The following is a 23,448-nucleotide window of genomic DNA, read 5'->3' as shown; positions in this document are numbered from 1 at the left end:
CGCTCACGCCGCTGCGGCGATCGAGCCAAGCGGTACCTCCAGTGCGTAAACGAATCCGCCCCGTTCATATGCGAGGCTCACCTGTCCGGTCAGTTGCTGACCGAGAGACCCCATCATCCGGGTGCCGTAACTCCGGCGTGTCGGCGGTTCGACCGGGGGACCGCCCCTTTCGGTCCAGACAAGGCGAAGCCTCTGCTTCAACTCGTCGATCGCCCACGAAATCTCGACGCGGCCCTTCGGGACGGAGAGCGCGCCGAATTTGGTGGTGTTGGTGCACAATTCGTTGAAAGTCATCGCAAGCGCGATGACGGCGACGGAGGTAATCCGGATATCCGGTCCATTGAAGTGGAAGCGCCGGTCTCCCGGGCTGTCGTAGGGCTCCGTCGCACTGCTCAGCGTGTGGGTCAGGCTGGCATCAGCCCAGCTCACCTGCATCAGCAGATCATGGGCTCGCCCCAATGCGAGCAGCCTGCCCTCCATTGCCTTCTGTCCGTGCTCGATACTTGGTGCTCCGCGGAAGCTCTGGGATGCGATCGCACTCACCATGGCAAGCGTATTCTTGACGCGATGATGCAGCTCTCCGAGAATGAGCTTCTGCAATTTTTCGGCGGCACTGCGCTGCTCGTCATCGATACCGGCCTGAACGATCAGGGCGCGCGCGTCTATCTCGGCCTGTTCGAGCAGCAAGCGAAGGGTGTCGTTTTCGGCGGACAAGGAAGCCTCCTGCTCCGACTGGGAGCTGGAGGCAGCCGTCGGCGCGGCGCCAAACGGGCCACCTGACGTCCAGTCGCCTGCCGTCGGAATGATCCGCAAAGCACCTGCGCCCACCATGGTCTTCAGCTCGGTGATCATTTGCTCGACGCCGAGCGGCTTACCGAAAAATCTACTGTTCTCCGGCCGTTCCGCCTCGGACGGCTTCACCTGGCCGGACACCAGGATAATCTTGATCGAGGGCCATCGCTCGTGCACCGCATGGGCAAGCTTGAGTCCATCGATACTGCCGGGCATCTGAATGTCGGTCAGCAGCAGCGAGATGTCCGATCGGGATTCCAGAACGGAGATGGCCTCGTCTGCATTGATCGCCTCGATGGGACAGAACCCGGCATCCTCGACGATGTCGACCGCACGCATCCGCAGGATCATTTCGTCCTCCACGACAAGAACGTTCGGCACCTGAATTGGATCTGTCGACATGGGATCTCACTCTTTCTCGGCGGGCCGAGGGAGTCTCGGCACCCGCGAATGCTCGTAAGCCGATTGCACTTGACCGACGTCCCCAGCCATTGCTGCGCTTCTCGAGAGGAGAAGGCCAGAATTCGTCGCGTGTGGGCTGTCCCGTCTGAGCGCGACGGCCTGATCCCGACCGACCGGCTTGGAGAGGAGAAGCCTGGAGGTAGGTTGGCCGATCTCTCGGGCGAGCGGATTGAACGAGGACCGAACTAACGCCGGGCAGTCACGAGGCGAGCTACCTGGATCTCCGTTCCGGGGCCAGCTTGTCGGAGGCAGGACGTGGTAAAGGCTGGCCAGACCTGTGCCGAGCAATCTGGGAGAGCGGCTCGGATTTCGAGCCGGTCACCTTTGGCCAGCGCCACGAGCTCATCCGCTTGCACGTTTGGAGCAAAAGCCGGCAAAGCGACCACCGCCGCACCGAGGATCATGAATATCGCGAGGGATGAGAAGGATCTTACCATTTGGTCAGCTGACTGTTTCGTCGTCGATCCCGCCGCGTTCGAGGATCCGGCAAGACAACAACCATAACGAGATGTTGTTCCAACATTTCAACTTGGCTCTTTGGTTTGGGTCGCTTCGAGCGTCTGGCGCGCCTCGGGCGATCGGTGGAGTACCGCACGTCGGTGCAATAGATTTGAACCATTGGCTCTGCCAAATGTCTCTCTCTGGAGGGAAGCACATGATGGAAGACCAACTCGCCCGCCAAGAGCAGATCGCCTTCCGTTTGGAACAGTCCAGGCGCCTGCTGCGCGGCGCGACAGATCCCACGACCACGCAGCGCATCGGGAAGCTCATCGGTGACCTGGAGCGAGAGCAAGCGGAAGAAGGCGAAAAATAAGCCGCCGCTTGCGGCCGCGAACAGACACCAGGTCAGGCTTGCGGCCGCTGCTGGCCGCGGCTGCCATTCCACGACGTGAAAGAGACCACCAACCGACATCGGCATTGCCGTCGCTAACCCTGTCGGCAAATGACCCGCCGAGAGCCGGCAGGCGCCGGCAAAGTTGCCTTATTGGTGCGGAGAATTGTCAGTGGCGCTAGTTTGGGTCAGAGGCGCGTTATGCTGAGAATGGCGTTGTTGGGCCTCCTCATCCTGTTGAGTGTGGGAGTGCTGTCGGCCATGGAGCTGAACACGCCGGCGCGTCGCGCCGTCGCAATCGCGCCGCCGCTTGCCGACCAAAGCGCAGACGTTTCTGTTCCACATGACGCCTTGGCGAAAGCCGATAGCCTCGAAATCGCCGCTGTGGGCGTCGCGATGCCGACGCAGCCGGCTTCGGTCGAAAGCCCAGCTGCTCCGCAAGAGGTCCGTGTCGTTTCGCCCGCGCCGGCGCCGGTCGTGCGTCAGCGAGGCAAGGCCAAGCCGATTGCGATCGCCAAACCTCACGAACCGAAGCCAAAGGCACTCGTCGTCAAGCGAACCGCCAATGTTCCGCGCGCAAAGGCCGCCAGCGAGACCGAGTCCTGCCGGCTCAAGGCGTTCGGCGGGCTGCTCAAGGCATGGAATCTGACCGGCTGTGAGATCTGAAGGCGCCGCGAACGCCTCACCGATCCACCGGCGCCCCCGCTCCGCGATGATACCGGCTGGAAAAGAACACCAGCGGCGTGGTGTCGCGATGGTCGCAGCCTGAGACTTCGGCGATGATCAGCGTGTGGTCGCTGACATCGACATGGCGTGTGACCTCGCAGGCGAACCAGGCGATACACTCCTGAAGGCGCGGCAGGCCGTCGACGATGTCGTAGTCCGGCGTCGCGCCGCTGTTTGGCTGGCTCGCAAAATGCCGTGACAGGTCCCGCCCGTGCTCCGGCAGGACGTTGACGCAGTAACGTCCGGTCGCCGCGATCGCGCGGTGCATGCGCCCGGGCATCACCGAGACCAGCACGGTCGGCGGTGACAGGCTGACGGTGACGAAGCTGTTCGCGGTCATGCCGCAGACCCGGCCGTGCTCGTCCAGCGCGGTCAGCACCGCGACGCCGGTCGCAAAGCGCGAGGCGGCTTCGCGGAACGATGCCGGGTTGGCGCGCGGCATCTCACTCTCGGCGCGCATCGATCCTCACGCAATTGCCCTGACCGGCTCTGCCGGCACCGACATGCGTTCGATCCAGGCCTGGATGCGCTGCGGCGTCGAGATGCGATCCCATTGGCGATCAGGGTAATTGAAGTTCTCGGTGAACTCGTTCGCCAGCGCCTGGTTCCGGCTCATCGCGCCGATCAGCATGCCCAGCGCTTCGCTCGGCGGCTGCAGCATGACATTGGTCCAGCGCGAAGCCGCCAGCACGCGATCCTGCCGCTTCAGGTCGATCTTTTCGCACAGGCGCGCATCAAGCGCGTCGGCGTTGACGATCTCCTCGCCGAGCACGAAGGCCGCATAGGAGGCGACATTGGCGCCCTGCCCCATCATGGGATCGACGATGGCATGGACGTCGCCGAGCGCGATGGCGCATTTGCCGTCGTCGAACGCGACCACCGTGTTGCGCACGGTCGGGACCACGCCACCTTGCAGCAGGTCCTGCGGCTGCGCGAGGTCGAAGCGCGCGGTGTCGATGCGGTCGTAGGTGGTCGGGTGATGCTTCTCCAGCTTGCCCAAGAGCACCTTGAGGAAATGCTTGGGATTGTCGTCATAGCTGAGCGTCGCCAGCTCCTCCATGTCGCCGCCGGGAACGTTCTCCATCAGCAGCGCATTGGCGATGCCGCCGAAGGTGATGGTCGGGATCACGATCATCTCGCCATGGCCCGGCGATACCGACAACGTGACGTTCATGGGATCGGGCTGCCGCACGCCGGTGTAGAGCCCGACGCAGAGCCGCCGCTGCGGCTGCTGATAGGGCGTGTGCTCGGGACGGTAGGTGAAGAGCTGGCCCAGCGGCCCCTTGCCGGTCGAGACCACCAGCAGGTCGAACCGCGCGACCAGCGGACGGATATCGCGCTCCTCGATGCGGCGATACTCGATCCTGCCGCCGCGGCTGGTGAAGTCCTGCATCAAGGCCGGCAGATAGATCCGGTAGTCGACGGCGCGGCTCGGCTTCGAGAAGTCGCCGCGAAAGCTCAGCGGCTGCGGAAAATTGAAGACATGGTCGTGGTAGTAATAATGGTCCTTCGGGTCGGTCCAGTGATTGACGCCGAGATAGTCCTCGCGCGCGAGCGTCACGTGATGATGCGCGACGGTGTTGAGCAGCCGGATGTTGCGATAGTCCTCGCCCGGACGGTCGGTGATGACAGTGGCGTCCACGCCATGCTTCTGCAGGTAAAGCGCGAGATGCAGCCCGGCGATTCCGGCGCCGACGATTCCGACGTTGCGTGCCACGTGGTCTCCTCCCTGTTTCCTTGCCCTGTGACGGCTTGTTTCGAGGAAGCCTAGCGGCCCGCTCCGTTGCGCACTACGGAATAAATGGGATATAATTTATTCCAATCAGGAATGAATTATGGATCGGATCGATTGCCTGCGCGCGTACGTTCGCACCCTCGAAGGCGGCAGCTTCTCGGCGGCGGCCAAGGAGCTCGGCATCGGCCAGCCCGCGATCAGCAAGCGCATAGCGATGCTCGAGAGCGAGTTCGGCACCCAGCTGTTCTCGCGCACCACGCGCACGCTGAAGCCGACCGCGGAAGCGCATCGCATCTACGATCTTGCGCGGCAGATCCTCGACAGCTTCGACATGGCGCGATCGAGCGTCGAGCAGGCCGCGCCCCGTCCGAGCGGTACGCTCCGGATCGGCGTGCCGTCGTCGTTCGGGCGGCGCTACATGATGCCCGTGATCGCCGACTATGTGCGGCACCATCCCGAGGTGCGGGTCGACATCCGCTTCAGCGAGCGCTTCGTCAATCTGGTGGAAGAAGGCATCGAGCTGGCGCTGCGGATCGGACACCTGGAAGCGAGCACGCTGGTCGCCCGCCGGCTCGGCACCGTGCAGCGCTATCTGGTGGCGACGCCGACTTATCTGCACGGCCGCCCGCTGCCGCGCACGCCGGATGATCTCGGCGCGCACCAGTGCATCGTCTATTCCAGGATGTCGCCGGCGCAGCAATGGGCCTTCGAGTCCGAGCATGGCCGTCACGTCGCGTCGATCAACGGGCCCATCCACGTGGACGATGCCGACGCGATGCAGGAGGCCACGATGCATCATCTCGGTATCGCCATCCTGCCGGAATGGAACGCCGCGGACGGCCTTCGCAGCGGCGAGCTCGAGCATGTGCTGCCGGATTACAGCATCGCCGCATTGCCGCTGCATGCGGTCTATCCGGAGACGCAATGGATGTCGCTGCGTGCGCGCAGCTTCCTGGATCTGCTGGTCGCACGTGCCGACCAGTTTTCTCCGGCCTCCCTGCATGGCTCGCCCCCGGGCTCAGGCGGTTGACGCCGCTTCCGCCATCACTAAATGACGCCCATGAAAAAGATCGGATTTCTGTCCTTCGGACACTGGACGCCCTCGCCACAATCGCAGACCCGCTCGGCTTCGGACACGCTGCTGCAATCGATCGATCTGGCGGTCGCTGCGGAGCAGCTTGGCGCGGACGGCGCCTATTTCCGCGTGCACCATTTCGCGCGGCAGCTGGCCTCGCCGTTTCCGCTGCTCGCGGCCGTCGGTGCCAGGACCAAGACAATCGAGATCGGCACGGCCGTGATCGACATGCGCTACGAGAACCCGCTCTACATGGTGGAGGACGCAGGATCCGCCGACCTCATCGCCGGCGGCCGGCTGCAGCTCGGCATCAGCCGCGGCTCGCCCGAGCAGGTGATCGACGGTTGGCGCTACTTCGGTTATCAGCCGGCCGAGGGCGCGAGCGATGCCGACATGGGCCGGCGCCACGCCGAGGTCTTCCTCGACCTGCTCCGCGGCGAAGGCTTTGCCGAGCCCAATCCGCGGCCGATGTTTCCGAACCCGCCGGGGCTGCTCCGCATCGAGCCGCATTCGCAGGGCCTGCGCGAGCGGATCTGGTGGGGCGCCGGCTCCAACGCCACCGCGGTGTGGGCCGCAAAGCTCGGCATGAACCTGCAGAGCTCGACGTTGAAGAACGACGAGACCGGCGAGGCTTTTCACGTGCAGCAGGCCGCGCAGATCCGCACCTATCGCGCGGCGTGGAAGGAAGCCGGTCACGCCCGCGAGCCCCGCGTGTCGGTCAGCCGCAGCATCTTCGCGTTGATGGACGATCGCGACCGCGCCTATTTCGGCGGCGAGCGCGGCGGCGAAGACCAGATCGGCTTCATCGACCCGCAGACACGGGCCATCTTCGGCCGGAGTTATGCCGCCGAGCCGGACGCGCTGATCGAGCAGCTGCGACAGGACGAGGCGATCGCCGAGGCGGACACGCTGCTGCTGACCATTCCGAACCAGCTCGGCGTCGACTACTGCGCGCATGCGATCGAGGCGATCCTGAAGCACGTCGCACCGGCGCTGGGGTGGCGGTGAGGCGAGCTGCGCCGGGCCGCTCGCCCTCAGGGTCACCCCGTCTTCGTGCCGGTGACGACGGCCAGCGCCTCGACGAGGCGGTCGAGATCGGCCTCGTCGGTAAAGAGCGCCGGCGTCACGCGGATGCATTGGCCCCTGGCGACGCCGGCCCGGCGCACCGTCATGACCTTGTGGCTGTCGCGGAGCTTCACCACGATGGCCTCGTTGTCGGCCTTGCTCGTCTTGCCGGCGAGGCGGAAGGACGTGATCGCACCGTATGAGCCGGCTTCGTCCGGCGTCAGGATTTCGATGTCCTTGAAACCACGGGCGCGGCTCACCCAATAGTCGCGCAAATGGCGCAAGCGGGCCTGCTTGGCCGCGGCGCCGATCTGCTGATGCAGCGCCACCGCCGTCGGCACCGTCAGCACGGTGGCGAAATTGACCGTGCCGGTATGAACCCGCGAGCGGATATCGGCCTCCGCGAAATCCTCGTCGCCCATGTCGCGATCGATGGCGGCGAGGCGGTCCTTCCTGATGTAGAGGAAACCCACGCCGAGCGGCGCGCCGATCCATTTGTGCAGATTGAAGCCGACGAAATCGGCCTCGAGCTCACCCACCTTGAAGTCGATCTGCCCCCAGGAATGCGCAGCGTCGACGATGGTGTCGATGCCCCTGGCCTTCGCCATGTGGGCGATCTCGGCGACCGGCATGACGAAGCCGGTGCGATGGCTGACATGGGTCAGGAGCAGAAGCCGCGTCTTCGGGTTGGCCTCGATGGCGCGGGCATAGGCGTCGAGCACGGCCTGGCGCGTGGCGGGCTCCGGCACGTCGAACTTGACCACGTCGACGCCGCGGCGCGCCTTCAGTGCGTTCATCGCATACTGCATCGAATCATAGTCGAGGTCGGCATAGAGCACGCCGTCGCCGGGCTTCAGCCTGTTGTAGCCGCCGATGAGGAGCTGCAGCGCCTCGGTCGCGCCGCGGGTGAGCGCGATCTCCTCGGGCAGCGCGCCGACCGCCTCCGCCACCCTGGCGCGCACCGCCTCGAAATCCGCGCCCGCGCGCTGGCGCGCGTAATAGGTGTTCTGATAGTTGATCATGTCGGACTGACGGATGAACTCGCGCCGCACGGGCTCGGCCATGATGCCCCAATAGCCGTTCTCGAGATTGACGACATCCGGCGTCACGGCATAGAGCCGCTTGACGTCCGCCCAATAGGCCTTGTCGGTCGCAATGGCGGCGGCCGCTTCGGTCGGCGGCGCCGGAAGACCCTCGGCCGCCATCGCCCGCGCCGCCAGCGGCGCCATAGCTGCGGCCGCGAGGCCCTTCAGGATCCAGCGGCGGTCGGACGAAATCGTCTCAGTCGGATGCATATCAGTCTCCACGATGCGCGGAGAAAGGAGCAGCGATAAATAGAGCGGCAATGACGGAGCGGTGACAATTCGATGATGGCGGGCCCGCGCGGCATGAAGTAGTTCACGGCTTCGTCGGCCGTCCGAACTCCGGCGGCTAGCGGCGGGCGCCGGGCTACGCGGCTGGCTGGTAGTGCGTGAGGGACTCGAACGCCGTCTCCTCGCTCGCGACGGCCTGCATGCGAACGTGGCTGCCGATGACGAGCCCGGTGAGCGAGAGCATCAGTCCCAGCGCGAGCGGCGCGAACAAAGCCTCTTCCTGAAACAGCCCGTTGAGCAGCACGACCATGACGCCGAAGCCGGCGAGCCCCTGCGTCAGATAGCCCGACGAGGCGTAGAGGCGCCAGGCCTTGAGCGCCATCGCGAAATAGAAGGCCAGCAGCACGAAGGCGCCGACGCCCATCTGGTACAAGAGAACGCCGATCGCGCTCTCGGCCGCGCCATCGATCGTGCCGGCCGCCTGCGCGGCGTTCCAGTCGATCGAAAAATAGCTTTCCGACAGATTGCCTCCGATGCCGAGGCCCCGGCCGAAAGGTCTCTGCACGAATCCGTCCAGACCGCCCATCAGACCGATGACGTGATAGTCGCCGATCTGCAGTCCGAGGCGGATCGCCAGAACCGCGAAGGCGGCCATGCCGAGGAAGCCGAGCAGCAGCGTCACCACGGCACCAAGCAGACGGGTCGCGATCCAGGCCGCGGCCACGAAGATCACCACGATGAGCGCGCCCTTCACGCTGCAGAACACCAGGAGCGGCAGCGCCGCGAGCGCCAGCAGCGGCCGCCCCACCGAGAACAGGAACAGCGCGAGAAAGCCGATCCCGTAAGCGAAGCTGATCGGATGCATGTTCGGACCGTTGATGCGCAGCATCTTCGACAGCCCGAACCCTTCGAGCAAGGGCGTGTTCAGGAAGTCGAAGCTGAAGCGGTCCTTGAGGTCGACGGGCACGTTGCCGGTCTGGCGCATCTGGGCTTCCCAGACGCCCGAATGGGTCGCCTTGAGCTCGTCGAAACCCCAGAACGTGTAGCTGTTGGTGATGGCGAGCCAGAGATCGCGGAAGACGAGCTCGACATAGCCGCAACAGAGCAGGATGACCGCGAGCGTCACCAGGAACGGCGTGATGCGCACCTCATAGGTCGCGGCGGTCAGAAGCGACAGCTGGAACAGGAACAGCGGCAGCACGATATTGCGCAGATAGACCGCCGCCGGCTGTCCGTCCTGGATGAAACCGATCGCGAAATACAGCGACACCACGGCGAGGGTGACGACACCCCAGCGCATGATCCGGTTCACCTCGGTCGACTGACGCCTTTGGCCCAGCACGTAGAGGCCGAACGTCGCCAGCCACATCACGGAGCAGACCAGGAAATTGTAGCCCTTGATGAAGTCGAGATCGGACGGCAGCGGCACCAGCGGCGACAGGATCGAGACGAACAGATTCTGGAAGAACAGGACGAAGATCGCGATGGCGGGCGCGTAGGTCGGGACCGCCAGGACAATGGCGATGCCGACCAGAACCTCGACGACGATGGCCAGAGCCGGATTCGCCAGATGCAGGACCGGCGCAAAGGCGATCGTCGCGACTGCGATGCAGAACGTCGCAGCCAGCTCGCGCCAGGCCGGCGGCGATGTCGCGGCCTGCCCGCTGTGAACCTGCAGTAAGTCCCCGGCGCTCATCGATCGTCCTTTGGCATCGCGCGGCGATCACGATAGCGGGGCGATGGGTAAGGAGTCGTTAACGATAGCGGGCGCGCCGGGCGGTCAGCGCCGGCTGGGACGGGTGGTGTCACCGAGCAGCGCCCGCATCACGTCGGGATCGGCCCTGCCAGTGCTGCGGTCGACAAGGCCAAAACCCTGCGCCAGCTCCCAATGCGTCCAGCCCCAGCAATGCTCCCTGGCATAAGCGGTGACTTCGGCCAGCCAGCGCAACCGGCTTTGTCTGGGCGCGCCGGCCTTCAGCACGCCGAACTCGTTGACGATGACCGGCCGCTCGAACTGCTGCTGCCATGCGAGCGCGGGCGCAAGCCAGCGATCGGCCCCCGGCTTGTCCCTGGCGGCGGCGATTGCGACGTCGAGCATGCCGAGCGCCTTGGTCGCGCCCCTCGCCTGCAGATCCCTGCGGATTGCCTGGACCCTGGGATCGCCGGCATCGATCGGATAAGGCAGATCGATGATGTCGTGCAGCGGATCCTGCGCATCCCAATGGGCCTGATGGGTGAACACCATGGGATCGTAGAAGTGGATGGCATAGACGACATCAGGATCCGCCAGCGGACGGAACCGCGGCAACGAGTCCGCGCGCTGCCAATTGACCGGACCGACGATGAGCGTGGTCGTGGGAAGCAGTTTGCGGACGAAGGCGGCGAGCGTCTCGACTTCGCTTTGCCATCTGTCGGCGTCGATGTCGGGCTCGTTGAGCAGCTCGGCGAAGACGCGATCCGGCGAATAGGGTCGAATCACCCCTGCAAGACCGCTCCAGGCCTGCTGCATCTCACGCAGCGCCGCGTCCGGGTCCTCCTTGTGCAGGCGGTTGAAGCGATCGCCGGGATGAAGATCGACCGACGTGGCATAGCCGAGCGCGGTGAGCTGCTTCAGCGCCTTGTCGAGCACGCCCAGCGTCTCGTCGCGCTCGGCCTTCGCGGCGAATCGGGGCATCACGCGCTCTGCCGGCACCGGCAGCCGGACATGGCTCATTCCCGCCTTGCGCAATTGCTGCAGCAATTCGCGGCTCGGCACCTCGCCGTTGATCCAGCCGTCGGCATTGAAGCCGCGCGACAATGCGGCGAGCCTCGCCGGCGCGACCGTCTGCGGCAGGGGCACGCAAGCGTCGGCATGGACCGGCGGACCGAACGAGATCGACAGCAGCATCGCCGCAGCCAGCAGACCACGGCGTGACGCTGCCATCGTCAAACCGCAAGTCCCAATGCGCCACCGTCGGGGAGCGGCGCCTGCGAGCCCGCAGGCGCATGATTGACCACGAGCCCCGTCGGCACGGTCTCGTAGCGCGACAGCGCGGCGGTCACCCGGCGCATCGCTGCCGATCCGAGCTCGCCGGCACGCGCCACCAGCACGATCAAATCCGCATGGGCCGCCAGCGCGATGGCGTCGGGCTGAAGTGCGAGATTGCCGGCATGGACGATGATCAGATCGAACTCCGAACGAATATCGTCCTCAGCTCTGGCATCGGCCTTGCGGCCGGCGCTCAAGAGCTCGTCGATCGACTGAAGTCCGGCTGTGGTCGAACCGTCATTCCATTCGGTCACCGGAGGCTGGTGACCTGCGAATTCCGCCTGCAGGCGGATCAACACGCTCATCATGCCGCGCTTCACGGCGGCACGATTCAGCGAGCGCGCGACGGTGTTGCCGCCGGCGCTCTTGCCGACCGACAACACCAGCGCAACCTTGCAGCCGCGCACCGGCACGCGATCGATCCGCTCGAGCAGCGGCCGCAGATAGACACCGAGATCGAGCTCGGCCGAAGCGGCGATCGGCCTTTGCCAGACGGTGGTTGGGCCGGTCCCGGACAACAGATCGGGAATGCGGGCCCAGACGGGAAGCCGCGGCATCGCGTCCGGCTGGCCGGCGGCAGCGGCCGGTTGCGTTGGCGGCGGGGCTTGCGACTGAACTTGAGACTGGATCTGCCGAGTTTCCGTGTCCGCCATTGCTGCATGCACGGAGGCCTCGGCAGGCGCAGGCTGGGCTGACATGCTCGTCATCACCGCAGTTGCGGCGATCGACGTCAGCAGCGAGCCGATCGCCAGTGCCGCCAGCAACAGCGCGAGCGGCGGACGCGTCGAGCGCACCGGCGGAATGGCCGGCGAGGCAATCTTGGTCTGGGAGCTCTGCAGCTGACGCTGCTCGTTGGTGGTCTTGAACCGCGACAGGAACTGCTCGTAGATGTTGCGGTTGGCGTCGGCGTCGCGCTGCAGCTCCTGCAGCTTCACCAGCGCCTGCCCGTCGACCAGCATCTGCGTCTCGACCGCCTTGAGCTGCTTTTCCAGCGCGTTCTGCTGCTCCAGCTGGGCTTCATATTCGGACTTGGCGGTGTCGATGTTCTTCTTCCGCTCGACCTCGATCTGGCGGTTGATGTCCGCCAGCTGGCTGTAGGAGATCGCGAGATCGGGATGGCGGTCGCCAAACACCGCCTTCTTCTGCGCGATCTGGTCATTCAGGGTCGAGCGCTGCGCGCGCAGCATGCTCAACAGGTCCTGCTTCACCGGCCCCTCGACATTGGCCTTGAGATCGCGCTGCACCTGGTCGTAGCGCGCCTTGGCTTCCTCGGTGCGAAGACGTGCGGCGGAGACCTGCTGATTGAGATCGGTCACCCGCAGCTGCTGGGTGGTCGAATCCTTGCCGGCATTGAGGATCTTGTGCTCGAGCCGGAAGGTGGCAACGGCGTCTTCCGATGCGCGCAGCCGCTCGTTCAACGTCTTCAACCGGTCCTTGAGCCAGTCGGCAGCCTCGTCCGTGGCCGCGGTACGGACGCGGCCCTGGCTGGCGACGAACGCCGCGGCGATGGCGTTGGCGTAGTAGGCGGCCCGATCGGGACGGTTCGAGGTGAAGGAGATCGCAATGACGTAAGTGAGGCCGCGGCGCGTGATCTCGAGGCGATTGCGGAATTTCTCGAGCAGACGCGTCATGTCGGTATGACCGCCCGCGATGTCGTCGTCCTCGGCGATCTTGAGCTGCTCGATCAGGGGACGGAGGAAACCGTCCGATTTGGCGATCTCGATCTGGCTCTGAAGCGCCGCGGCGTCCTGGCCGATGCCCGGCAAGACGTCCTGCTCCGTGGTGACACGCAGCTCGCGTGGATCGAGCACGACCAGCGCCGTCGCGGCATAGCGGACCGGCAGAACCATCAGAGCGACGATGCCGAGGGCAAACAGCGCCAAGGCCAGCGTGAGAATGCGCCGGCCGTTCTCGCGAAAAAATGCGAGCGCTCCGGCGACGGTCAGCGCTCCCTTGCTCAGCGCCGGCGCGGCGGCGTCAGGTCTCGTCCGCGCAGCCCGCGGCGCTTCCCACGAAGCCGCTGGCTCCGTCGGGGCGATGCTTCGCGGAGATGCGCTTCGACCGAACGCCATGGGGTTGGACTCGAAATCAACTGACTGCCCCGGCTCAGAGGCTTGCTACACCGTAAATATCCATGGTTAACCGGCGGTTACGGGAGGGGCGCGAAACCGGAAGGACTGTGAACAGGCCCGCTCAGGCGGAAAAGAACGGCTTGGATGGCCTGCGCGCCGGACTCGGCCTCCCGACGACCAGCGCGGCCCGGGGCGTCGCCGACCGCGCGGGCCCGGCGTCGCCGAGCAGGCAGGACCGTAAGGCTTCGATCTCCGGGCAATCGGCGGTGCCGAGCGGGGCGATCAGGAAGCCGTTTTCCAGCGGCTCGCATTTGTAGCCTGGATAGCGCTGCATCCGGTCCGTGATCACGACATCGACCTTGCCTTCGAGCAGCTCGTGCAGCCCAGCCGGCTGACTGATGCGAATGGCGAGTTGCGGCTCGGCGCGGCGAAATTGGGCGAGGCGCGCTCGCAGCCCGTCGAGGGCAAAGCTCGCGTGAAGCCCGATATGCAGCAGGCTCGTGACGCCCTCGGGCTTGAGCTCGGCGGTGGCCTCGGCAAGGCGGCGGAACGCCTTTCGGACCTGCGCCAGATAGGTTTCGCCGGCCGAGGTCAGAACCACCTGCCGCGTGCGGCGCTCGAACAGCTGCACGCCGAGCCGCTCCTCCAGCAGGCGGACTTGCTGGCTGATCGCACCGGCCGTGACGTGCAGCTCGTGGGCGGCCTGCTTGAAGCTGAGATGACGGGCGGCGGCCTCGAAGGCGCGCAGGGCATTGAGTGGCGGCAGCAGATACGTCATGGCCGGCTCCTGGCGATGCGGGGAGAGGAGCAGGATGCATGAGTTTTGCTCGCGCGACAAAAGAGAAATCCTGCTTTGTCGCCGCCGACGGCGGGCGATACCCAGGGCCGAACTCCAGCAGCCCGAGAAAACCAGTGCCGCCTGAAAAGCCGTCGATCGAAACTTCGTATTCCTGGATTCGCCTCGCCGTCTCCATGGCGCTCAGCACGCTCGGCTGCGTCGGCATGTGGTCGCTGGTCGTGGCGTTGCCGGCGGTGCAGGCCGATTTCAATGCGCCCCGCGCCGAGGCGGCCCTGCCCTACACGTTCGCCATCGTCGGCTTCATGATCGGCGGCATCGTCGTCGGGCGCCTCGCGGATCGCTTCGGCATCCTGCCGCCGCTGGCCGGCGGCACCATCCTGATGAGCCTCGGCTATGTCCTCACCGCCTTTGCTCCGAGCCTGTCCGTGTTCGCGATGATCTCGGGCGTCACGATCGGCCTCGGCGGCGCGGCCAGCTTCGCGCCTCTGGTGGCCGACGTGTCGCTGTGGTTCGACAGGCACCGCGGCCTTGCCATTGCGCTGGCGACGGCCGGCAGCTCGCTTGCCGGCGTGGTGTGGCCTCCGATCGTGCAGCATGCCATCGCCGCGCATGGCTGGCGGCAGACCCATATCGGCATCGGCCTGTTCTGCCTGGCGACGATGCTGCCGCTCTCGCTGGTTCTGCTGCGGCGACAAGTGGCCCACACGACCACGCGCGAAGCGGCAAGCAGCGGCGATACGATGCAGTCCATCGGACTGTCCCCCTCCGTCACGCAGGGTCTGCTGGCCGTGGCCGGCATCTGCTGCTGCGTCGCCATGGCGATGCCGCAGGTCCATCTCGTCGCCTATTGCGGCGATCTCGGCTACGGCTCCGCGCGCGGCGCCGAGATGCTGGCGGTCATGCTCGGCTTCAGTGTGGCGAGCCGGCTGATTTTCGGCTGGCTGTTGAACCGCATCGGCGGCCTGCCGACGCTGCTGCTGGGCTCGGCGATGCAGGCGACGGCGCTGGCGCTCTATCTGCCGTTCAACGGGCTGGTCTCGCTCTACGTCGTGTCCGCCATGTTCGGCCTGGCGCAGGGCGGCATCGTGCCGAGCTATGCCGTGATCATCCGCGAGCTGTTTCCGGCGCGGGAAGCCGGCTTCCGCGTCAGCCTCGCCATCTCGGTCACGCTCGCCGGCATGGCGCTGGGCGGCTGGATGGCCGGCGCGATCTACGACTGGACCGGCTCCTACGCGTCGGCGCTGGTCAATGGCATCGCCTGGAATGTCGTGAACATGGCGATCGCGGCCTGGCTGCTGCAGCGCCAGCGCCGGCATGTCGTCGGCGCCTGCGTGGCGCTCAGCTGATGTTGAGGAGGATTCGTCCCGAGGTGCCGCTGCGCATCAGGTCCAGCGCGTCGTTGACGTCGTCGAGCGCGAACTCGTGGGTCACGATCCCGCGGTAGTTCACCTTGCCGGCGTCGCTCAGCCGAACCAGACGCGGAATGTCGCGCGCCGGCTGGCACTGGCCGCCTTCCGAGCCCTTCAGCACCTTCTCGAAGTGGAGCGGCAGCGTGTAGATCTCGGCCTTCTCGCGGGGCACGCCGACGAGGATGCAGCGACCCTTCTTGGCGGTGATCTCGTAGGCGAGCTCGATCAGATTCTTGACCCCGGTGGTCTCGACGACCTTGTCGGGTCCGTCCGCGCCGGTGATGGACCGGATCTCGGCGGCCACGTCCTTGACCGCCTCGGAGTTGATGAGGTGGGTGGCGCCGAACTGCCGGGCCATCTCGAGCTTGTTGTCGAGGCGGTCGATCGCGATCACCGGATAGGCGCCGACCATCGCGGCAAATTGCACGATGTTCAGCCCGACACCGCCGACGCCGAACACGACGACGGCCTCGCCGATGGCGATCTGCGCGTCGTTGTTGACGACACCGAGCGCGGTCGTCACGGCGCAGCCGAGCAGCGGCGCGCTGGTGCGGTCGATCGAGGCCGGAACCGGCGTGACGCGATTCTCCGACACCACGGCATATTCATTGAAGGTGGTGACCCAGCCGGCATTGAGACGCTGGCCGCGCCAGGAATAGACCGGCGTGTTGGACTGGACGCCCTTGCCCGGCCGCCAATGCATGACCACGGTGTCGCCCTGCTTGCAGGAGACGACGCCGGGTCCGGTTTCGACGACCGTGGCCAGCGCTTCGTGCCCCAGGAGGTGCGGCAGGAACTTGTCGACGCCCTTGACGGCGTCGATCTCGTTGATCTGCGCGCCGCAGATGCTCGACGTGTGCACGTGCACGAGCACCTGTCCGTGCTCGAGCCTATCCGGCAAATCGAACTCGTCGACGATCAGCGGCTTGCCGGATTCGACGAGGATGGCCGCCTTGGCAGTCTTGATGTCCATGGATCGCGCGCCCGATCACTCGAAATAGATGAATTCGTAATCGCCGGTGTAACCGAGCTTGCCGTACAGCCAGATCCATTCCGAGGTGTGCAGGATGGACTCCGCCGTCAGCGCCCAGCATTCGAGGTTGTGCAGCTCGGCAACGTTCCGATAGCCCTCGACCATGACGTATTTGTTCTTGCCGACCCGCTCGATCTCCTTGAGCGCCGCCTCGAGCTCGTAGAGCCGGAGATTGTGCAAGGTGCCGAGCGAGATCACGAGGTCGAAGCTTTTGTCGCCATAGGGGTAGATGTCCTGGGCGCGGTAGTTGAACAGATACGGCCGCACCTGCTCATGCGAATTGGCGAGACCGTGCTTGGAGATATCGAAGCCGGTGACCTTCAGGCCCGGCAGGATCTTCTGCATCTCGTACAGCAGGAAGCCCTTGCCGCAGCCGACGTCGAGCACGCTGGAGCCGTCTTTCAGGCCATAGGTCTCGATCAGCGCCTTGGCGACCGGCGCCCAGCGCCCCTCGATGAAGCGGTAGCCGCCATAGCCGAAGCGGCGGTCGCCATCCCAATAATCGGCCTCGTATTCCCGCGCCTTCAGCGAGCAGCCGATCTTGTCGTCATTCATGCGCCCCATGTAGTCGCGCTTGGTCGCCGTATGCAGCGGCGTCACGATATTCAGGAGTCGTCCCATTCAGCCCTCGGATTCCAGCGCGCGTTGCGATTGACGCGACCGGCCGGGAGCCGTGAGTCGCGACTTGCGAATCCTTCTAGCATTGGTGGTCGGGATCATCATTGTTTCAGATCAATGATGCGGACATCCGCAACGGCGCAGTCCGTTGCGGGCGTGGATTCCGCTGCCGGCAGTTGAGCCTTGGAATCTGAATTTCGTTTCGCCGCCGAAGCTGCGGTTTGTTGCAGACATCCCATCGCTCGCAGCTGTGCGGTTTCGCCGCAATGCTTCCAGCGGAACGGGGCACTATATTCAGCGTGTCATGGCATATGTCGTCGACATAGACGCGCGCACTGCGCGTTTCAGTCTTCACGCCGGCCGCCTCCAAGCAGGCGGTTAGCCGGACGGTGCTTGCGCCGTCCGGGCTCTTTTCCAGCTTTTCGTCACCTCGCCTTGCGAGGCCGTCTCGAAGCAGATGGAGTGTGCCGTGCTGTCTCTTCCGAAAATCGCGCTCAACGCATCCGACTATCCACGACTTGAACAACTTGCCCGCCGCGCCGCGCACAGAGGCGATTTGGACGGGATCTTCCTCCTGGGTGAAATCAACCGCGCCGAGATCGTGCCGGACACGTGGGACGATCTGCCTTCCCGGGTGACGGTGGGATCATGGGTCACGTTCTGCACGAATTGGGGCGTTCCGCGCCGCATCGTGCAACTGGTCTGGCCCGAGGAATGCTGGTCGGATCCCGCCCGCATTTCGATCCTGACGCCTTTGGGAGCGGCTTTGATCGGCCTGCGGGTCGGCGATCAGATGCCGTATCTGGTCGCCGGTTGCCTGAACGTCGTCAGGGTTGAGAACGTCACCCGATCGAGCCCGAACGTCGTTCCTCTTGTCCGGCCAAGTCGGCGCAGCAGACCGCTCGACGACGATCCCGGACCAAGTGCAGCATAGGAGAATCAAATGCACAATTTCAAAACCGAGATGCGGCGGGAACAGTCCGCGTTGCCACCGATCAGGATCGCGGAAGACGATTCCAGGCGTCTCAGCTCGCTGGCGAATTCGACCATGGATCTGTTTCCCCGTGTCGCCCAGTTTCTGGCGCGCGAACTGGAACGCGCGACGGTCACCGCAGGGAACGATTTGCACGATGTGGTCCGGATGGGCTCCAAGGTGACGTATCGCGATGACGGGACGGGCGCGAGTCGGCAGATCGTCTTGGTCTATCCGCACGAGGCAAACATCGAGCTCAACAGGATCTCGATCCTGACGCCTGTCGGGGCGGCTCTGATCGGCCTTTCGGTGGGACAGCGGATCGAATTCGAGACGCCGGACAAGCGCGTCAGGAGCCTGACCGTTCTCGCCGTTTCCGAATGAGGGAGCAGACGTGTTCCGACACACGGGCTCAGAAGAGTGGCCTGGAGGTGGCGACCGACATCAGGAACGCCGCCTCGTTCTTCGCAATTGACTCGCGACGGGAACGGCCATGAAGAACATCAGTGCCGGTCAGATCGCCCTTCTGGTTGCTCTCGGAGCTCTGTTGATCCTCACGGGTGTCTGGGGATTTTCGGTCTGGCAGACCAGCAGCGGCGTCGAGATGGGCAAGCACGGCTGGATCGCGCTCGGCCTCGGAGCCTTCTTCTCCCTGCTGATCGGCTGCGGGCTGATGGCCCTGATGTTCTTCAGCAGCCGCAGCGGCCATGATGACGTTGCTGATCCCTTTCGCCGGCGGGACGGCGAGGACAGATAGGTGCGAGGCCGATTGGAGCGGCGGCTCCCGAGCCGCAGGCAGTCCTGACCGCGCATCCTTACGAACAATTCATTTTCTGCGACGCTCTGACGCTTCCCCCGCGTGGCAGGAACGGAGCGGGCAACCGGCCGTTGCTCTCCCATCCTCAACAACATGGAGTCCGACATGACAATGCGTAGAACTTTCGTCGCATTGGCTGCCGCTGGAGCAATGTTCTCGACGGCTGCATCACCGGCGCTGGCGGCGCCTCTGCCGATCGCAAATCCCTCGTCCGACCAGAGCGTGCAGCAGGTGCAGTATCGGCATTGGCACGGACATGGACCTCGATATGGACACGGCTATTACGGGCATCGGCATGGCCATTACGGTACCGGCGCAGCCGTGCTTGGCGGTCTCGCGGCTGGTGCGATCATCGGCGGCGCAATCGCCAACAGCCAAGCTCAAGCCAATGCCGCCTCCTACTGCGCGCAGCGTTACCGCTCCTATGATCCCGGCTCGGGGACCTATCTGGGCCACGATGGTCTCCGTCACCCCTGTCCGTGACGCACGTGTGAAGCTGCGGCAGCCTTCTCGCTTCGCGAGAGGCTGCCGACGCGCGACATACCCGCGAATCGGCCAGCGTGCCTTGATTCCGCGCTCCGCCGCGCTATACGTTCCCGCCATGATGTTCATCTCCACATTCTTCCCGCTGATCTGAACGACAGAACGTCGTTCCGCGCTCCTGCGCCACTCAGATCAAACGGCTTCGCGCGATGCGGTAGCCGAACGGAGAGATGTGCAATGCCCAAGACCGAACAGGCTGGCCTGACGCCCAGTCATGTCCAGACCTTCATCGACGACGGTTTCGTCAAGCTGCCGAATGCCTTCAGCGCCGACCTTGCCAAGCAATGCAGGGACGAGCTGTGGGCGGATATCGGCCTGTCGCCGGACAAAGCCGAAGATTGGAGCCGCCCCGTTGTCCGGGTCGGATCCAAAGCCACGCCCCCTTTCATTGAAGCCGCGAATACGCCGCTTCTGCACAGGGCCTACGACCAGCTCGCCGGCGAAGGGCGCTGGCTTGCGCCAACGGGCCTTGGCACCTTTCCCATCCGCTTTCCGTCATCGCAATCGCCGGGCGACGACGGCTGGCATGTGGACATGAGCTTTGGCACCGCTCATGCCGACTTCATGGAATGGCGCGTCAATGTGAAGAGCAGCGGGCGTGCGCTCCTGATGCTCTTCCTGTTCTCGGATGTCTGCGCCGATGATGCTCCCACGCGGATCCGGACAGGATCGCATGCAATTATCGCGCGGGAGCTGCTGCCGTATGGCGAGGCAGGAGCAACGCTCCGGCAACTCGGTGCCGAGGACTGGGCGTCGACGAAGGATTGCGAAGTCGAACTGGCGACCGGCGCGGCAGGCAGCGTGTATCTGTGCCACCCGTTTCTGGTTCACGCCGCGCAACCCCACCGCGGGAAACGGCCGCGCTTCATGGCACAGCCTCCGCTGCTGCCGAAGGGCGAGTTCGATCCGGCACTGCCGCCCTCGCCGGTTCAGATCGCGATCCGGCGGGCCTGCGGCTTGGTCGTGTAAGTCGGCGGTCTCCGGGACCGCTTGGCAGTCCCGGAGCTCGGACCGCCAAGCTACTGCACCTCGATGTTCGCGTCCTTGATCAGCTTGCGCCAGCGCTCCTCCTCCTGGGCGACATAGCGATCGAGCTGTTCCGGCGCGCTGCCGACCATGATGAGGCCTTCGTTCGCCTCCAGCTTCTTGAAGGCACCGGACTGAACCGCCTTCGCGATCGCCTGGTTGAGGCGCGCGATCACCGGAGCCGGCGTCTTGGCCGGCGCATACAAGCCGTACCAGGACTCGGCTGCATAGCCGGGCACGCCGGCCTCGGCGACAGTCGGCAATTGCGGGAACGCGGCCGAGCGCTCGGCCGATGTCACGGCCAGCGCCCGGAGCTGGCCTGCCGCCACCAGCGAGGCCGCGCTCGCGACGGTCGTGAACATCACGTCGATCTGTCCGCCCAGGAGATCGCTGATCGCAGGCGCCGCGCCCTTGTAGGGCACCGCCGTCATCCTGACCTTCGCCATCGCATTGAACAGCTCGCCGGCGAGATGCGCCGAGGTGCCGGTGCCGAACGTGCCGAAATTGAGCTTGCCGGGATTGACCTTGGCCTCCGCGATCAGATCCGCGATCGAGTTGATCTTGGACGCGGGGTTGACGACGACGATGTTGAAGGACCGCGCGATCAGCGAGACCGCCGCGAAATCCTTGTGCGGATCGAACGGCAGCTTGTTGTACAGGCTCGGATTGACCGCATGCGCGAAGGTCGCCATCAGCAGCGAATAGCCGTCGGGCTCGCTGGTCGCCACCGTCTGGGTCCCGATGATGGTCCCGGCGCCCGGCTTGTTCTCGATGATGACGGACTTGCCGAGCTCCGTCTGGATTTCCTGCGCCGTGGTTCGCGCGATGATGTCGGTACCGCCGCCGGCGGCGAAGGGCACCACGATCTTGACGATCTTGTCGGGATATTCCGCGCGCGCCGGCGTCAGTCCAAGCCCCGCGACGACCGCGCAGGCGAGGACGGCGAGGCCTCGCCAGCTCCGCACGGCGACATCCTTTTTGCACCCGCGATCATGATTGACGATTTCGCCACTGGCCATGAGAAGCTCCATCCGATCCTGTTCAGACATTGAGAACCACCAATCCGTCCGCCGCCTTCACGCCCTGGCCCGCCGGCAGCACGAACACCGGATTGATCTCCGCCTCCGCGAGACGATCGCCGAGCTGCGCGACCATGTGCGAGAAAGCGACGACTGCATTTGCCAGCGCGTCGACGTCGTATTTCGGCCGGCCCCGAAAGCCGTCGAGCAACGGCCAGGTGACGAGATCGCGCGCCATCGCTTTCGCCTCGGAGAGATCGAGGCCGCCGCTCGGCGGAAGCAGGCGCATCGTGGTGTCCTTGAACAGCTCGGCCGCGACACCGCCCATGCCGAGCAGGATCGCTGTGCCCAGGGAATCGCGATGCATTCCGAGAATGATTTCGACGCCGCCCGAGATCATCTCCTGAACCAGGAATTGGCGGGGTCGCGTCCCGGTTCTGGTCTCGACCTCATCGGCCATCGCCGTCAGGCGTTCGCCGATCGTATCAGTCGTCAGGTTGACCGCGACGCCGCCGACATCGCTCTTGTGCGCGATCTCGCGCGAGAGAATCTTGAGCACGACCCGGCCGCCGAGGTCGCGCGCCGCCTGTTCTGCGTCGTCAGACGTTGCGACCACTCTCTCTGCCGCGACGGGAATGCCAAAGCGGGCGAACAGCGCCTTGGCCTGTGCCTCATCGAGCGAACCTGTCGGGATGTCGCTGATGTCGGCGCTCGTCCGGGACAGGCCGGATGTCTGGACCTGCTCCGGCATTCCCGCCCGCAACAGCCCGTCGAGCGCGGCAGTGCAGCTCTCGGCCGAGGTGTAGGCGGGAACGCCGCGCCGGGTGAGGACGGACACCACCTCGGGCGCGTGCGGACTGACATAGGCAATGACCGGCTTGTCGCTGAGCGGCAGGCAGTCGTGGATGGCATCGGCCATCAGGCCCGGCGATCCCACGGCCGACGAGCCGGCAATGACGACCAGCGCGTCGTAGGACGGACTTGCGAGCAGAATGCGGATCGCGCCGCGAAGCAGGTCCGGCTGCAGGCCGGCCAGGGTCACGTCGATCGGATTGCGATCGAGATTGGCATGCGATCCCGACTGCAGGCTGCGCAATTGCGCGGCCGTCTCCGCATCGGGTGCGGGCGTCACGAAGCCGGCGACGCCGAGACTGTCTGATACGATCGTGCCGGCGCCGCCGGTGGAGGTGAGGATCGCAACACGCCGGCCGGCAAGCTTCCGTCCCGCGGCAAGGGCCGCGGGAATGTCGAGCAGATCCTCGAACGTCCTGGCGCGGATCACCCCGAGCTGCCTGAACAAGGCATCATACATGCGGTCCGAGCCGGCCAGCGCGCCGGTGTGCGAGACGGCCGCCTGTGCGCCCGCCTCCGAGCGACCGATCTTGAAGGCGACAACGGGCTTGCCGGCGCGGCGCGCCTTCAGGACCGCCTCGCGAAACCGAGCCGGATTGCGGATCGCCTCGATATAAAGCGCAATCACCTTGGTCGCGCTGTCGCCGGCGAGACTGTCGATGAAATCGGCGAGCTCGAGATCGGCTTCGTTGCTGGTCGACACCAGCTTGGACAGCCCCACCCCGCGCGCCGCAGCGCGCGACAGCAAGGCGCCCAGAATGCCTCCGCTTTGCGAGATCAACCCGATGGACCCAGCCACGAAGTGATCCATCGCCAGCGCGCCCGACGCCGACAGCACGATATTGTCGGTGAGATTGACGAGGCCGATCGTGTTCGGCCCGAGAATCCGCATCGCGCCGGCCGCTTGCATGAGCTGCTGCTGGCGCGCGGCGCCTTCCGCGCCCGTTTCGGTGAAGCCGCTGGCCAGAACGATCGCTGCGGCGGCACCGCGCTCGGACAATTCGCGCACCGCGACATGGGCACGCTCGGCGCCGAGCAGGACGATGCCGACGTCGGGCACATCAGGCAGCGAGGCGACATCGGGGTAACAGGTGAGACCATCGATCTCCGCGACCTTCGGATTGACGGGATAGATCGCACCCGCAAAGCCATGCTTCCTCAGATAGGACACCGGGCGGCCCGACGTCTTGCTCGGGTCTGCGGACGCGCCGATGATTGCGACGCTGCGCGGCCGGATCAGGCGTTCGATCGCGTCCATT

Annotated in this window: 22 protein-coding genes; 10 read left to right on the top strand and 12 right to left on the bottom strand. The window is 65.3% G+C overall.

Going from position 1 to position 23,448, the window contains the following annotated elements:
- Positions 1 to 3 precede the first annotated feature (3 nt).
- Complete coding sequence (locus TSA1_RS02660) at positions 4 to 1,194, bottom strand: HWE histidine kinase domain-containing protein (RefSeq protein ID WP_100174980.1); 1,191 nt, start codon at positions 1,192 to 1,194, stop codon at positions 4 to 6.
- 715 nt (positions 1,195 to 1,909) lie between these two features.
- On the opposite strand from TSA1_RS02660, the gene TSA1_RS39250 reads away from it, so the two are divergent.
- Entirely contained in the window at positions 1,910 to 2,068 is a 159-nt protein-coding gene (locus tag TSA1_RS39250) for a hypothetical protein (RefSeq protein ID WP_161497180.1), read from the top strand.
- Positions 2,069 to 2,269: 201 nt separating this feature from the next.
- Positions 2,270 to 2,752: a hypothetical protein gene (locus tag TSA1_RS02645; protein WP_245448087.1), complete on the top strand. Its 483-nt coding sequence runs from the start codon at positions 2,270 to 2,272 to the stop codon at positions 2,750 to 2,752.
- Positions 2,753 to 2,768: 16 nt separating this feature from the next.
- Here the strand turns inward: TSA1_RS02645 and styB are convergent, their stop codons facing one another.
- Both styB and styA read right to left on the bottom strand, forming a co-directional pair.
- Positions 2,769 to 3,272, bottom strand: a complete 504-nt coding sequence (gene styB, locus TSA1_RS02640; RefSeq protein WP_245448085.1) for a styrene monooxygenase NADH-dependent flavin reductase subunit StyB — start codon at positions 3,270 to 3,272, stop codon at positions 2,769 to 2,771.
- A 6-nt stretch (positions 3,273 to 3,278) separates the two neighbouring features.
- A complete protein-coding gene (styA, locus tag TSA1_RS02635; RefSeq protein ID WP_100174976.1) occupies positions 3,279 to 4,529 on the bottom strand; it encodes a styrene monooxygenase subunit StyA in 1,251 nt (416 codons plus the stop codon).
- 118 nt (positions 4,530 to 4,647) lie between these two features.
- On the opposite strand from styA, the gene TSA1_RS02630 reads away from it, so the two are divergent.
- Together TSA1_RS02630 and TSA1_RS02625 are read left to right on the top strand one after the other, a co-directional pair.
- The gene (locus tag TSA1_RS02630; RefSeq protein ID WP_100174975.1) at positions 4,648 to 5,577 is read left to right on the top strand and encodes a LysR family transcriptional regulator; all 930 of its coding nucleotides are present in this window, start codon (positions 4,648 to 4,650) and stop codon (positions 5,575 to 5,577) included.
- Between the two features lie 30 nt (positions 5,578 to 5,607).
- Entirely contained in the window at positions 5,608 to 6,630 is a 1,023-nt protein-coding gene (locus TSA1_RS02625) for an LLM class flavin-dependent oxidoreductase (protein WP_100180934.1), read from the top strand.
- Between the two features lie 32 nt (positions 6,631 to 6,662).
- On the opposite strand, the gene TSA1_RS02620 is transcribed toward TSA1_RS02625, so the two are convergent.
- From TSA1_RS02620 to TSA1_RS40900, 5 genes are all read right to left on the bottom strand, one after another.
- Positions 6,663 to 7,982: an aminotransferase class V-fold PLP-dependent enzyme gene (locus tag TSA1_RS02620; protein ID WP_100174974.1), complete on the bottom strand. Its 1,320-nt coding sequence runs from the start codon at positions 7,980 to 7,982 to the stop codon at positions 6,663 to 6,665.
- 154 nt (positions 7,983 to 8,136) lie between these two features.
- The gene (locus TSA1_RS02615) at positions 8,137 to 9,696 is read right to left on the bottom strand and encodes a hypothetical protein (protein ID WP_174718712.1); all 1,560 of its coding nucleotides are present in this window, start codon (positions 9,694 to 9,696) and stop codon (positions 8,137 to 8,139) included.
- A gap of 84 nt (positions 9,697 to 9,780) precedes the next feature.
- Positions 9,781 to 10,923 carry a glycoside hydrolase family 5 protein gene (locus TSA1_RS02610; RefSeq protein WP_100174973.1) on the bottom strand — a complete coding sequence of 381 codons (1,143 nt, stop codon included), beginning with the start codon at positions 10,921 to 10,923 and terminating at the stop codon, positions 9,781 to 9,783.
- 2 nt (positions 10,924 to 10,925) lie between these two features.
- The gene (locus tag TSA1_RS02605; RefSeq protein ID WP_100174972.1) at positions 10,926 to 13,100 is read right to left on the bottom strand and encodes a GumC family protein; all 2,175 of its coding nucleotides are present in this window, start codon (positions 13,098 to 13,100) and stop codon (positions 10,926 to 10,928) included.
- Positions 13,101 to 13,221: 121 nt separating this feature from the next.
- Positions 13,222 to 13,878, bottom strand: coding sequence for a LysR family transcriptional regulator (locus TSA1_RS40900; RefSeq protein ID WP_100174971.1), 657 nt, complete (start codon positions 13,876 to 13,878; stop codon positions 13,222 to 13,224).
- 194 nt (positions 13,879 to 14,072) lie between these two features.
- Between TSA1_RS40900 and TSA1_RS02595 the strand changes: the two genes are divergently transcribed.
- On the top strand, positions 14,073 to 15,245 hold the full coding sequence (locus tag TSA1_RS02595; protein ID WP_142252305.1) for an MFS transporter: 1,173 nt from the start codon (positions 14,073 to 14,075) through the stop codon (positions 15,243 to 15,245).
- On the opposite strand, the gene TSA1_RS02590 is transcribed toward TSA1_RS02595, so the two are convergent.
- Both TSA1_RS02590 and TSA1_RS02585 read right to left on the bottom strand, forming a co-directional pair.
- Entirely contained in the window at positions 15,238 to 16,281 is a 1,044-nt protein-coding gene (locus TSA1_RS02590; RefSeq protein ID WP_100174969.1) for a zinc-binding dehydrogenase, read from the bottom strand. The two genes, TSA1_RS02595 and TSA1_RS02590, sit on opposite strands and share 8 nt — an antisense overlap.
- A gap of 15 nt (positions 16,282 to 16,296) precedes the next feature.
- Complete coding sequence (locus TSA1_RS02585; protein ID WP_100174968.1) at positions 16,297 to 16,962, bottom strand: class I SAM-dependent methyltransferase; 666 nt, start codon at positions 16,960 to 16,962, stop codon at positions 16,297 to 16,299.
- A 466-nt stretch (positions 16,963 to 17,428) separates the two neighbouring features.
- Here TSA1_RS02585 and TSA1_RS02580 point away from each other — a divergent pair, with 466 nt between their 5' ends.
- The 5 genes from TSA1_RS02580 to TSA1_RS02560 all read left to right on the top strand — a co-directional run bounded on the left by TSA1_RS02580 (position 17,429) and on the right by TSA1_RS02560 (position 20,261).
- Complete coding sequence (locus TSA1_RS02580; protein WP_245448083.1) at positions 17,429 to 17,893, top strand: GreA/GreB family elongation factor; 465 nt, start codon at positions 17,429 to 17,431, stop codon at positions 17,891 to 17,893.
- A gap of 9 nt (positions 17,894 to 17,902) precedes the next feature.
- Positions 17,903 to 18,316, top strand: a complete 414-nt coding sequence (gene rnk, locus TSA1_RS02575) for a nucleoside diphosphate kinase regulator (protein WP_100174966.1) — start codon at positions 17,903 to 17,905, stop codon at positions 18,314 to 18,316.
- Positions 18,317 to 18,425: 109 nt separating this feature from the next.
- On the top strand, positions 18,426 to 18,689 hold the full coding sequence (locus TSA1_RS02570; RefSeq protein ID WP_100174965.1) for a hypothetical protein: 264 nt from the start codon (positions 18,426 to 18,428) through the stop codon (positions 18,687 to 18,689).
- A gap of 165 nt (positions 18,690 to 18,854) precedes the next feature.
- On the top strand, positions 18,855 to 19,232 hold the full coding sequence (locus TSA1_RS02565) for a BA14K family protein (protein WP_100180932.1): 378 nt from the start codon (positions 18,855 to 18,857) through the stop codon (positions 19,230 to 19,232).
- Positions 19,233 to 19,469: 237 nt separating this feature from the next.
- Positions 19,470 to 20,261: a phytanoyl-CoA dioxygenase family protein gene (locus TSA1_RS02560; RefSeq protein ID WP_100174964.1), complete on the top strand. Its 792-nt coding sequence runs from the start codon at positions 19,470 to 19,472 to the stop codon at positions 20,259 to 20,261.
- Positions 20,262 to 20,311: 50 nt separating this feature from the next.
- Here the strand turns inward: TSA1_RS02560 and TSA1_RS02555 are convergent, their stop codons facing one another.
- Positions 20,312 to 21,337 (bottom strand): tripartite tricarboxylate transporter substrate binding protein, encoded by a 1,026-nt coding sequence (locus tag TSA1_RS02555; RefSeq protein WP_100180931.1) that lies wholly within the window; start codon positions 21,335 to 21,337, stop codon positions 20,312 to 20,314.
- A gap of 22 nt (positions 21,338 to 21,359) precedes the next feature.
- Positions 21,360 to 23,447 carry an acetate--CoA ligase family protein gene (locus TSA1_RS02550; protein ID WP_100174963.1) on the bottom strand — a complete coding sequence of 696 codons (2,088 nt, stop codon included), beginning with the start codon at positions 23,445 to 23,447 and terminating at the stop codon, positions 21,360 to 21,362.
- Between the last annotated feature and the right edge of the window lies 1 nt (position 23,448).

This window comes from Bradyrhizobium nitroreducens (assembly GCF_002776695.1).
Lineage (GTDB): Bacteria > Pseudomonadota > Alphaproteobacteria > Rhizobiales > Xanthobacteraceae > Bradyrhizobium > Bradyrhizobium nitroreducens.
This window is presented reverse-complemented; position numbering and strand designations above follow the sequence as displayed.